Source organism: Micromonospora sp. NBC_01392 (assembly GCF_045040125.1).
Classification (GTDB): domain Bacteria; phylum Actinomycetota; class Actinomycetes; order Mycobacteriales; family Micromonosporaceae; genus Micromonospora.
This window is the reverse complement of the sequence record NZ_CP109549.1, coordinates 7052703-7064414: the sequence shown is the minus strand read 5'-3', so window position 1 is coordinate 7064414 and position 11712 is coordinate 7052703. Positions and strand designations below refer to the sequence as shown.

10 protein-coding genes are annotated in these 11712 nt (G+C 72.6%); 5 read left to right on the top strand and 5 right to left on the bottom strand.

Features of this window, described 5'->3' with window-relative positions:
• The first annotated feature begins 160 nt into the window (after positions 1 to 160).
• A complete protein-coding gene (locus OG767_RS31075) occupies positions 161 to 787 on the top strand; it encodes an NADPH-dependent F420 reductase (RefSeq protein ID WP_405091610.1) in 627 nt (208 codons plus the stop codon).
• 53 nt (positions 788 to 840) lie between these two features.
• Here OG767_RS31075 and OG767_RS31070 read toward each other — a convergent pair whose 3' ends face one another.
• Entirely contained in the window at positions 841 to 2655 is a 1815-nt protein-coding gene (locus OG767_RS31070; protein WP_405094362.1) for a VanW family protein, read from the bottom strand.
• Positions 2656 to 2842: 187 nt separating this feature from the next.
• On the opposite strand from OG767_RS31070, the gene nudC reads away from it, so the two are divergent.
• The 3 genes from nudC to OG767_RS31055 all read left to right on the top strand — a co-directional run bounded on the left by nudC (position 2843) and on the right by OG767_RS31055 (position 6374).
• The gene (gene nudC / locus OG767_RS31065; protein WP_405091609.1) at positions 2843 to 3766 is read left to right on the top strand and encodes an NAD(+) diphosphatase; all 924 of its coding nucleotides are present in this window, start codon (positions 2843 to 2845) and stop codon (positions 3764 to 3766) included.
• A gap of 449 nt (positions 3767 to 4215) precedes the next feature.
• Complete coding sequence (locus tag OG767_RS31060; protein WP_405094361.1) at positions 4216 to 4767, top strand: DUF6230 family protein; 552 nt, start codon at positions 4216 to 4218, stop codon at positions 4765 to 4767.
• Between the two features lie 80 nt (positions 4768 to 4847).
• Entirely contained in the window at positions 4848 to 6374 is a 1527-nt protein-coding gene (locus OG767_RS31055) for a DUF6114 domain-containing protein (RefSeq protein WP_405091608.1), read from the top strand.
• Between the two features lie 64 nt (positions 6375 to 6438).
• Here OG767_RS31055 and OG767_RS31050 read toward each other — a convergent pair whose 3' ends face one another.
• Both OG767_RS31050 and OG767_RS31045 read right to left on the bottom strand, forming a co-directional pair.
• Positions 6439 to 8109, bottom strand: a complete 1671-nt coding sequence (locus tag OG767_RS31050; protein WP_405091607.1) for a DUF885 domain-containing protein — start codon at positions 8107 to 8109, stop codon at positions 6439 to 6441.
• 52 nt (positions 8110 to 8161) lie between these two features.
• Positions 8162 to 8785, bottom strand: coding sequence for a Uma2 family endonuclease (locus OG767_RS31045; protein WP_405091606.1), 624 nt, complete (start codon positions 8783 to 8785; stop codon positions 8162 to 8164).
• Between the two features lie 96 nt (positions 8786 to 8881).
• Between OG767_RS31045 and OG767_RS31040 the strand changes: the two genes are divergently transcribed.
• On the top strand, positions 8882 to 9853 hold the full coding sequence (locus tag OG767_RS31040) for a DMT family transporter (RefSeq protein WP_405091605.1): 972 nt from the start codon (positions 8882 to 8884) through the stop codon (positions 9851 to 9853).
• A gap of 4 nt (positions 9854 to 9857) precedes the next feature.
• Here the strand turns inward: OG767_RS31040 and OG767_RS31035 are convergent, their stop codons facing one another.
• Both OG767_RS31035 and OG767_RS31030 read right to left on the bottom strand, forming a co-directional pair.
• Complete coding sequence (locus OG767_RS31035) at positions 9858 to 10928, bottom strand: PHP domain-containing protein (RefSeq protein WP_405091604.1); 1071 nt, start codon at positions 10926 to 10928, stop codon at positions 9858 to 9860.
• Between the two features lie 82 nt (positions 10929 to 11010).
• On the bottom strand, positions 11011 to 11649 hold the full coding sequence (locus OG767_RS31030) for a M23 family metallopeptidase (RefSeq protein WP_405094360.1): 639 nt from the start codon (positions 11647 to 11649) through the stop codon (positions 11011 to 11013).
• Positions 11650 to 11712: the final 63 nt, after the last annotated feature.

Below are 11712 nucleotides of genomic sequence, written 5' to 3'. Positions count from 1 at the left end.
CGCCCGAACCGGCGGAATCTCCACGGCCCACCCGCCGTGTCTCGTACCGTCGAGCCCGGGACCGCTCCGCGTGTCCCCCGACCGGGCGGATTCGTCAAACGTGACGTGACGAACGGCGTGTTCGGGATCGGTACGGGCCGACCGGGGTACAGGAGTGGTCATGGAGATCGGAATCATCGGGTCGGGGCACATCGGGGGCACCCTCACCCGTCGTCTGAGTTCACTCGGCCACGACGTCGCGGTAACCAACTCCCGCGGCCCGCAGAGCCTGACCGACCTCGCCGCCGAGACCGGCGCCCGGGCCGTGAGCCTGGAGGAGGCGGTCCAGGGCGCGGAACTCGTGGTGGTCGCGATCCCGCTGAAGGCGGTGCCGCAACTGCCGGCGTCGCTCTTCGACGGCAAGCTGGTCGTGGACGCGAACAACTACTACCCCCAGCGCGACGGCGACGTGGCCGAGCTGCTGGACCGTAGTCTCAGCTCCAGCCGGTGGACCGCCGACCACCTCAAGGGCGCCCGGGTGGTCAAGGCCTTCAACAACATCCAGGCGGCGCACCTGATGGACGCGGGCAAGCCGGCGGGCACGCCGGACCGGATCGGCCTGCCGGTCGCCGGCGACGACGAGGACGCCAAGCGGGTCGTCATGGGGATCGTGGAGGAGCTGGGCTTCGACCCGGTCGACGCGGGCACGCTCGACGAGAGCTGGCGGCAGCAGCCGGACACGCCGGTGTACGGCACCGACCGGGACGCGGACGGCGTACGGGAGGGTCTGGCCGCGGCGCGGCCCTGATCGCACCGAGCACGAAGAAGGCCCCGCTGTGCGGGGCCTTCTTGGCGTCCGGGTCAGGCCCCCGGCTCGGGGGCGCAGATGAAGCGCGGTTCGGCGTCGTACCGCCAGCTGAACTTCTCCCGCTTGACGACCTTGCCGTCCTTCTTGATCACCCGGAACGCGTCCTGGGCGAATCCCACCCCACCGGCGGCGGAGATGCAGTCCGGGCCCGGCTTGAGGTAGACCGTCTTCGGCTGGGTGACGTTCCGGCGCGGGCCGTACTCGGTCTTCACGCTGTCGTAGATCTTCGTGCTCCAGATCGACACGGTGATCGAGCTGCCCGTGTACGAGGTGTCGATGAGCACGCCGTGCGGCGTGTTGTTGCGGAACTTGAAGTCGAGCTGCGGCCAGTAGATGGTCGACTCGATGACGGCCGGGTACCGGCTGAAGTAGAACGAGTGTGGCTTGTGCTCGACGTCCTCCAGCCCGGCGTAGTAGCTCGCGTTGAACAGCGTGGTGGTGAACTGCGAGACACCGCCGCCCACGCCCGGCACCAGCTTGCCGTTCACGATCGTCGGCGCGTCCTGGTAGCCCTGGTCGTAGCCGCGTTCACCGGTGTGCGCGTTGAGCGAGAAGGTCTCCCCCGGCTTGACGATCGTGCCGTCCACGTCCTTGGCCGCCTGGACGATGTTCTGGCTGCGCGGGGAGGAGAGGCCGCCGGTGAACCGGGTGGTGAAGGTGGAGACCCGTTCCTTGATGCCCAGCTCGGCCAGCTTGGCCTCGGTCAGCTCCGGCGCGGCCGGCTTCAGCTCGGCGGTCACCGCGCGGTCGGTCGGCTTCGGCAGCACCGCGAGCAACGCGGGCCCGAGCGCGGCGGCGTCGACCTGGCGGCCGGCCCGGCTCGGCACCACCTTCGGCTTGCCGCCACTGATGGTCAGCCCGGCGTCGCGCGGTTCCACCTCCAGCGTCGCCAGCTTGCCGCCGAGCGCGGCGCGCAGTCGCTTGACGTCGACCCGGGGGTTGATCTTTCCGGCGTCGTCGGTCGGGAAGCGCAGCGACCTGGCGATGGCGGCGGGCGGGATGGTGACCGAGCCGCCGTCGGTGGTGAGCGTGACCGGCGCGGCGACGGCGGGCCGGGCCAGCTCGGTGACGAGCCGGTCGACCTCCTCCCGGGTGGTCGCCGGCCACTGCTCCACCAGGGGCACGGTGACCGGTCGAGCGGCCAGCCACGCCGAGGTGACCGCCGTCGTCGCGGCGGTCGTGTCGACGGTCAGCGCCGGCTTCGGGTAGACCGGCTTCGGGGTGGTGCCGGTCCAGATGATGGTCGGCATGGTCATCTCGCGGCCCTGGTCGCCCGCCGCTCTGCGCAGGGCGGCCGCCAGCCGGTCGGCGTCGACCGTGACCACCGGCTCGACCGCGCGGGAGCCGACCAGTCGGCTGACCGCGTGGGCGTCGGCGGCGGCGGCCGCCGCCACGGTGGCGTCCACGTCGATGGTGAGCCCGACGTCGGCCGGCTTCAGCTCGACCTTCTTCTCGCCCACGGTCACGGTGATCGGGGCGTTCAGCGCGTCGGCGCGGCGTTCCAGCTCGGTGCGCAGCGCGCGGGCCGCCTCGGCCCGGCTCCGGCCGCCCAGCTCGGTGCCGAGCACCGTGGTGCCGCGGGGCACGTCACCGGCGTACGCGTAGGCGCCGACGCCGATGCCACCGGCGAGCACGGCGGCGGTGATCCCGCCGGCCAGCAGCAGCCGGGCGCGTCGGGAGCGCGGCGGCTTCCCCGGGTCGCCGGTGGGCGGTGTGGCGACCGGCTCCAGCTCGACCCCGGGCCAGCTCACCGCCGCCACCTTGATGGTGGGGCGGTCGTCGGCGGACGGCACCTTCTCGCCGTACATCGTCACTGCAACCTCATCGGAAGGACACGTGCGGGGACCGCTTCCCCCGCGGGAGACACCTACGGTAACCAACGCTCGGGCCGGTCGGGAGTCTCCGGCCGGGCGGTCGTGTCGGGCGGGCGGCGGTGTCGCACCGATCACCCGTTTCGGGGCCCCGTCCACGCCCTGGTCGTGACACGGTGGGCGGGTGCGGGCGGACGAGCGCGGGTTGGCGTACGGCGGTGGCTGGCTGGACCGGGCGGCGGAGCTGCGCGGGGACGCGAACTGGCTGGCCGAGCGGCGGACCGATCCGGCGAGCGTGGTGCTGCCGTGCTGGCGGGACCGGTGCCTGGTGGACGCCGGGCGGGCGCCGGTGCGGCCAACCGTGGTGGACGCGGCCGGGTTGCTCGCCGCCGCCGACGAGACGGTCTTCCTGGGGCTGGACGCGGGCCGGGCGGTGTTCGCCGCCGACCTGTCCGGCCGGGAGGAGGGCGAGGCCCGCGAGCTGGCCGGCGCGGTCGAGGCGGTGGACGTCCGCGCTCTGGTGGGCGGGCTGACGCCGGCGGAGGCGGCGCTCCAGGCGTACGCGAAGGGGTTGCTGCACTGGCATCGGGGCCAGCGGTTCTGCGGCGCGTGCGGGGCGGCCACGGTGGCCGGCTCGGGCGGGCACGTCCGCTCCTGCACCGGGCCGGACTGCACCCGGTTGTTCTTCCCGCGGATCGAGCCGGCGGTCATCGTGCTGGTCGAGGCGCCCGGTGAGCCGGAGCGTTGCCTGCTGGGGCGGCATCGCGGGGCGGCGGAGGATTCCTGGTCGCTGCTGGCCGGGTTCGTGGAGATCGGCGAGAGCCTGGAGGACGCGGTCCGGCGGGAGTTGGCCGAGGAGGCCGGCGTGTCCGTGCGGGCGGTGACCTATCAGGGTTCGCAGGCGTGGCCGTTTCCGGCCGGGCTGATGGTCGGGTTCCGGGCGACGGCGGTGTCGACGCGGGTCCGGGTCGACGACGAGGAGTTGGTGGCGGCGCGCTGGTTCACCCGGGCGGAGCTGCGGGCGCGGGCGGCGGCGGGGCGTCCCCTCGGCCGGGTCGACTCGATCGACCGCCACCTGCTGGAGTCGTGGTTGGACGAGCGGGGCTGAGCCGGCTCCGGTCGGTGGCGTGGTCCCGACCGGACGGGTGAGCGGCGCCTCACCCACAGCGCCTTGCCAGCTCGCCGTTACCGAACTGTGATGTTTGGCAGTGACGACTACCACAGGTGAAACCTGTTCGGCATCCTGTCGTAATCAGGCCGGTTTGCCCTGACCTCCTTGCCCCGGGGATGTTAACCGTTGGTAACCAGGGACGATCTTGATATCACGTCTGTGTTACCCGTCAGTAGCTTGGGGCTTGTGAGGTCTGTCGCTTCGCGAGAGCATCCAATCCGCGACCGCGCGGCCGTTCGGCACAACGGCATCCGCGCCGCCCCGCAGCTTTCCCGTCCCGCGTCGCGTCCCGCGTCCGGCGACGCACCCCCGTCGAGGAGGACCTTGTGAGTGAATCGGAGAACCGTCAGCCGAGTGGCGGCACCCGCTGGCGGCGCTTCGCCGCGATGATGGTGCCGGCGACGGTCGTGGCCGGCGGCATCGTGCTGGGCATGGCCAACGGCGCCATCGCGGCCTCGTTCGCGGTGTCGGGCCAGACCTTCAAGGTCGGCGCCTCGAAGCTGGAGGGCAACGGCTTCAAGCAGTACGGCGGTCTGGTCGAGGAGAAGAACGGCACCAAGCACCCGGTCGCCGTCTCGGAGATCACCGACGCCAAGCTCTACGACCTCTGCCAGTCGGTCAACGCCAGCATCCCGGGCGTGCCGATCGTGCTGACCATCAACGCCGGTGGCGGCGGCAAGCCGGCCACCGCGACCAACCTGCTGATCGACATGGAGTCGCTCGAGGGCGACGCCACGTTCGAGAACATCCAGATCGGCCGCGACGCCAACGACCTCAACCCGACGAAGGGCCAGCCCGGCGCGTTCGGGCAGAGCGCGGACAAGGTGACCATCACGAAGCTGGAGCAGGTGGCACGCTCCACCAGCGCCGGCGTCTTCACCCTCAACGGCCTGAAGCTGAAGGTCAACGTGGGCAAGGACGCCAAGGAGTGCTTCTGATCTGATGGCGAGGCTCGCGGAGGGCGCCCTCCGCGAGCCTCGGCCATGTCTCACCCCGTCAGCACCGCCAGGAGGAGTACGTGACAACCGCCGAGACGCAGCAGGCCCGGCCGGGTCGGCCCGGCCAGGCGTGGCGTGGCTTCCGCCGGTGGCGCCGGGCGCGACCGTTCTGGGGCGGGCTCTTCACCGCGCTGGCCGGTCTGGAGATCTTCGCCACCACCCAGATGAGCCTCAACGGCCTCACGTTCCAGATGGGGCCCACCGGTTTCCTGTCCTGGCTCATCCCGACCATCCTCGTGACCTGCGGCATGCTGCTCTGGTTCAGCCCGGCCCAGCGGATGTTCTACGCGGTGGTCGCGGCGATCACCGCGCTCTACTCGCTGATCGGCGTGAACCTCGGCGGCTTCTTCATCGGCCTGCTGCTCGGCATGATCGGCAGCGCGCTCGGCTTCGCCTGGGTGCCGCGCAAGGAAACCGCCCGCGACCCGAAGCCGGCCCAGCCGGTCGACGAGCCGGCGACGGAGCCGGCCGAGGAGCCGGAGCCGGCCCTGGTCGACGAGTTGCTGCCGCCCCGGCAGCGGCAGGACGACGCCACCGGCGTCCTCACCGACACGTTGCCGGAGCCGCGTAACCCACTGCGCGAGGCGTCACCCGTCGACCCGGTCGGGCCGGACACGCCCCACGGGCCGGGCTACGCGCCCCGGGCGTACGCGATTCTGCTGGTTCTCGCGGTCTCCCTGGCCGGCCTGGTGGCGCTCCGCGACCAGCGGCCGGCGGTCGCCGCGCCGGCGGCCTGCCCGACCACGTCGGCGCCGGCACCGAAGCCGTCCGCCTCGAAGACCGCGTCGGCATCGCCGTCGGCCAGCCCGAGCGCCACCGCCACGACCGCGCCGCCGGCCGAGGACCCGGGTGGCAACCTGCTGACCGACCTCGTCGACGGCATCACCGGCCTGTTCACCGGCGGGGAGGAAAAGGCCGAGCCGTCGCCGACGCCGACGACCGTGGCCCCCGCCGCCGCAGCCGCCACCCCGAGCGGGAGCGGCACACCGAAGCCCAGCGGCAGCGCCAAGCCGTCGACCCCGGCGAAGCCGGGCGCCGACTGCGACGACGCCGACCCCGCCCCGACCAAGCCCAAGCCGGTCGAGGAGGGCAAGCCGCTGCCCAAACTGGCCGCCGACCCCGACCAGCCGCTCGTGGCCGACCCGCCCTCCCGGCTCACCGGCTCCAAGGTGACCATGACCGGGCTGCGCTTCGAGGGCATCGTCGAGCTGCCCACCTACCGGGGCAAGCTCAAGTGCCTGAAGTTCACCATGGACAAGGCCGTCACCGACGACTTCACGCTGCTGGCCAGCGGCCCGGCGGGCAAGAAGCAGCGGTACGTCACCGACCGGCTCACCGTCTCCGGTGACGTGGCGTTCTACGCCACCCGGTTCGTCGGGCACCTGCTCGGCATCAAGATCACGCTGACACCGGAGCTGCCCTTCCCGGACGGCATCCCGATCACCTCGCCGATCCCGATCAGCTTCGACGACCCGGTGATCGAGCTGGCGTACGAGCACTCGAACTCGCTCACCGCCAAACCGGTGCTCCGGGTCGACCTGGCCTGATCCGGGCGCACCACGGAAACGGCCGGGCGTCGGAGGTCCCTCCGACGCCCGGCCACCGTCGTCCTCAGAGCCTTCCCAGCGCCCGACGCAGCGGGTCGAGCCCCAGCGCGCCCAGGTCGAGCGCCTGGCGGTGGAACTCCTTCAGGTCGAAGTCGGCGCCCTTGCGGGCCTTCGCGTCCTCCCGGGCCTGCAACCAGATCCGCTCGCCCACCTTGTAGGAGGGGGCCTGCCCCGGCCAGCCGAGGTAGCGGTTCAGCTCGAAGCGCAGCGTCTCGTCCGGCACCCGGCAGTGCGCCCGCATGAACTCCCAACCCAGCTCCGGCGTCCAGCGCTCGCCCGGGTGGAAGCCGAACGGATTGTCCGCCGGGATCTCCAGCTCCAGGTGCATGCCGATGTCGACGATCACCCGGGCCGCCCGCAACGCCTGCCCGTCGAGCATGCCGAGCCGGTCTCCCGGGTCGGCCAGGTAGCCCAGCTCGTCCATCAGCCGCTCCGAGTAGAGCGCCCAGCCCTCACCGTGCCCGGAGACCCAGCAGAGCAGCCGCTGCCAGCGGTTGAGCAGGTCGGCCCGGACGGCGGTCTGCGCGACCTGGAGGTGATGACCCGGCACCCCCTCGTGGTAGACCGTGGTCACCTCACGCCAGGTGGAGAACTCGGTGATGCCCTGCGGCACCGCCCACCACATCCGCCCCGGCCGGGAGAAGTCCTCGCTCGGGCCGGTGTAGTAGATCGCGCCGTCGCTGGTCGGCGCCAGGCAGCACTCGATGCGGCGGACCTGCTCCGGGATGTCGAAGTGGGTGCCGTCCAGCTCGCTGATCGCCTGGTCGGCGAGCGCCTGCATCCAGTCGCGGAACGCCTCCTTGCCGCGGACCGTCCGCGCCGGGTCGGCGTCGAGCGCACGGACCGCGTCGTCGACCGAGGCGCCGGGGCCGACGATCCGCGCGGCCACCGCCCGCATCTCGGCCTCCAGCCGGGCCAGCTCCGCGAAACCCCAGGCGTACGTCTCGTCCAGGTCGACCTTCGCGCCGAGGAAGTACTGCGAGGCCAGTTCGTAGCGCTCCCGGCCGGCGGCCTGCTTCTGCCGCCCGACGGGGGCCAGCTCGGTGCGGAGGAAGTGCCCGAACTCGGCGGTGGCCGCGGTCGCGGCGGCGGCGCCCTTGCGCAGCTCGGCGCCGAGCGTGCCGTCCGCGTCGAGGCGTTCGGCCAGGCCGTGGAAGAAGTTGTCGCCGTCCGGGTCGACCCAGATGTCGCACTGCTTGGCGACCTCGACGAGCTGCACCTGCGAGCTGACCCGGCCGGCCGCCGCCGCCTCACGCAGCGTGCGCTTGTAGCCCTCCAGCGCGGACGCGAAGCGGTTGAGCCGGGTGGCGACGTTCGCCTTCGCCTCCTCGCCGTCGGTCGGCATCAGGTCGAAGACCATCCGCAGCTCGTGCAGCCCACTCGTGATCACGCTGACTTCGCTCGTGGTCTCGCCGCTGTCGTAGCGGGCGAGTTCCAGGCCGAGGCGTTCCTGCATCGCCTCCTGCGCGGTCCGCTCCGCCTCGGTCTCCGCCTCGGTCACGTCGAGCTGGCCCAGCGTGCGCCGGGCCAGCTCGGCACGGGCCGCGTAGCCCTCGGGCGACAGGTCGTCGAGCTGGTCGTCGTAGCCGGCGATGCCGACGTAGGTGGCCCCGGTCGGGCTCAGCGGAGCCCACTCCGCCACGTACCGGTTGGCGAGGTCATCGATTCGTCCCACGGGGCGACCCTACGTGACCGGGTCACCCCGGTGTCGAGCCCGTTTGCCGTGTTCAGGGCAGCAGATCGGCGGGGTCGAAGTCGATCGGGAACGGCAGGTCCAGTTTGAGCCGCTGGCCGCTGACCGCCTGAGCCGTACTGACGTAGCCGCCGTTGTCGAGCGAGAGGAACTCGACGCCGACGTGCCGGAGCTGTCGGGCGATCTGCACGCGCATGAAGTACGGCACCCCGCCTTCGGCGCAGCGGCGGGGCTTGTCCACGAAGTCCTGCCGGCGGCTTCCCGGCGACACGAACTCGACCGCCATCGTGCACAGCCGAACCGGGATCCACCGGTCCTCCTGCTCGGTTCCGGGCAGGGTGTGCAGGATGGTCAGGTCGGGCTGGATCCACCTGTCGGGGGCGAACGTCAGGTTCACCTGGCCGAAGACGTAGAAGCCGGCCTCCTTCGCCGCCGGCTTGAGCAGGTGGAGCAGCTCACCCTCGGCATAGCTGTTGGTGCCGGTCTCGGCGGGGGTCATGACCAGCCTTCCGTCGATGCACTCGTAGCGCGCGTCGGGCAGCTCGCGCAACGGGAGGTAACGGTCGGCGAGCCGGGTGGTCCACATCCCGTCGAAATCGACGAGCGGATCGAAACGCAGCGGCGCGGCCATCGACTTGTCACCTCCTCGACCGGTCAACGTCCCCACTGTAGGTCGGTTGCTGTGGCGGTCGACACGGCGTCCGAAATCCGCGCGACTTCGTCGTACCGGAGGGGCAGAGTGTCAGGGGTGAACATGGATTTCGCTCCTGACCGGGCACCGCTGCGGAGCTGGCTGCCCGGGTTCGTCGCACTGGCCGCGATCTGGGGTTCCAGCTTCCTCTTCATCAAGGTGGGGGTGGGTGAGCTGCACCCCGTGCACCTCACGCTCTACCGGGTGGCCACCGGCGCGGCCACGCTGCTCGTGGTGCTGGTCGTGCTGCGCGACCGGCTGCCCCGCGAGCCGGCGGTCTGGGGCCACCTGCTGGTGGTCGCCGCGTTCGGCGTCGCGCTGCCGTTCACCCTGTTCGGCTACGGCGAGCAGCGGGTCGAGTCCATGCTGGCCGGCATCTGGAACGCCACCACGCCGCTGATCGTGCTGCCGCTGGCGGTGCTGGTGTTCCGCACCGAGCGGCTGACCGCGCGCCGGGCGGTCGGGCTGGCGCTGGGCTTCGTCGGCGTGCTGGTGGTGCTCGGTGTCTGGGCGGGCGTCGGTGGCGCGCACTTCACCGGCCAGCTCATGTGCCTCGGGGCGGCGGCCTGCTACGGGCTGGCGATTCCGTACCAGAAGAAGTTCATCGCCGGCCGCGCGTACTCGGGACTGTCGCTGTCGGCGGCCCAACTGCTCGTGGCGACCGCGCAGCTCGCGCTGGCCGCGCCGCTGGTGGCCGGTGCGCCGCCGGCGCCGACCGACCTGTCGCCCCGGGTGGTGGCCAGTGTGCTCGCGCTCGGCGCGCTCGGTACCGGGCTCGCCTTCGTGATCAACCTGCGCAACATCCGACTGGCCGGGGCCAGCACGGCGTCCACCGTGACGTACCTGGTCCCGATCTTCGCGGTGGTGGTCGGCGCCGTGGTGCTCGGCGAGCGGATGAACTGGCACCAACCGGTGGGCGCGCTGATCGTGCTGGTCGGGGTGGCGGTCGCGCAGGGCCTGGTCGGCCGGCGGCGGCCCGCCCCGACGCCGGTGGCGCCCGCCGCCCGCCCGGTCGAGCCGGCCGCCCGGGCCTGACCGCTCAGCCCCGGCCCGCCGTCCACTTCACCAGGCGGTCGGCGGTCCACGTGTTGATCACCTGGTCGGCCGGTACGCCGCAGCGCGCCGCCCGCTCACACCCGAAGCGCTGCCAGTCGAGCTGCCCGGGAGCGTGGGCGTCGGTGTCGATGGCGAACCGGCAGCCCGCCTCCAACGCGCGGCGGATCAGCCGCTTCGGCGGGTCCTGCCGCTCCGGCCGGGAGTTGATCTCGACGGCGACGTCGTGCTCCGCGCAGGCGGCGAAGACGGCGTCCGCGTCGAACTCGCTCTCCTTGCGGGTACGCGGCCGGTGCCCCTTGTCGCCCGGCCCGGTCACGCCGGCCGGCCGGGAGGACACCATCCGGCCGGTGCAGTGCCCGAGGATGTCCAGGTGCGGGTTGGCGATCGCGGTCACCATCCGGCGGGTCATCTTCGCCCGCTCGTCGTTGAGGCCGCTGTGCACCGAGCCGACCACGACGTCCAGCCGGGCCAGCAACTCGTCGGTCTGGTCGAGTGAGCCGTCGGCGAGGATGTCGACCTCGATGCCGGTGAGGATGCGGAAACCCTTCGGCAGCGCCTCGTTCACGGCGGCCACGTGGTCGAGCTGGCGGCGGAGCCGGTCCGCGGTCAGGCCGCGGGCCACCTTCAACCGGGGCGAGTGGTCGGTGAGCACCACGTACTCGTGCCCCAGCTCGACCGCGGCCAGCGCCATCTCCTCGATCGGTGAGCCGCCGTCCGACCAGTCCGAGTGGGTGTGGCAGTCGCCGCGCAACGCGTCCCGCAGCGTCGCCGCCTCCTCGTCCAGGTCGGTGCCCTCGGTGGCCAGCAGCCGACGCAGGTAGACCGGCTCCTCGCCGGCCAGCGACTCGGCCACGCAACGGGCGGTGACGTCGCCGACGCCGGCCAGCTCGGTCAGCTTGCCGGTGCGGGCCCGCTCGGCCACCTCGTCGGCCGGCAACGCGCCCAGCGCCGCGGCCGCCGACCGGAACGCCCGCACCCGGTAGGTGGCCTCGTTGGCCCGTTCCAGCAGGAACGCGATCCGGCGCAGATCGGCGAGGGGATCTCGGGCAGTCATGCAGTGGAACCTACGCGCTCCGGCCGCCCGCCGTGCGCCGCCGGACCCGCGCGTCGGTCAGCCGCCCGACCCGCGCGTCGGGTCAGCCGCCCGCCGCGGACCGGCCCGGCGACGCCGGGCAGCCGTGCTTGCGCTGCCAGGCGGTGACCTCGGCGACCGGCGACCGGTTGCCGCCCTTGCGCCAGGAGTTCAGGTAGGGCGCCGGCCAGACCACCCCGCGACGGATCCACCAGTCGTCGTGGCCGGAGCACTTCGGGGAGAGCCCGAAATGCAGGTGGCACACGTTGTTGGCGTTGCCGGTGCGGCCCACCTTGCCGAGCTGCTGCCCGGCGCGGACACGGACGCCGGCATCGACGCCGGACGTGATCGCGCTCAGGTGCGAACCGTAGTAGCGCACCCCGTCGTCGCCGAGCAGCGAGACCGAGAGCCCGCCGTTGTTCGGCCCCAACGGCCCCCGCTTGTCGAACCGGTCCACCCGGCTCACCTCGAGCACCACCCCGTCGGTGACCGCCACCACCGGCTCGCCGCAGTCGGCGAAGACGTCGGTGCCCGGGTAGCCGCCGTGCGTCGGGTGGTAGTCGACGTTGCCGGCCCGGACCGGGAAGACGCGTCGCGGCGCGGGGCGCGACGGCGTCGGGGCGACGGTGGCGGTCGGGGCGGCGGAGGCGGCCGGTGGGGTCGGGCTCGCCGTCGGCTCGGCGGGTTGCGTCGCCGTCACCATCGGGCTCGGGTCCTGCCACGCGTCCGCGGGCGCCGCGGGCCGGTCGCACCCGGCGGCCAACGC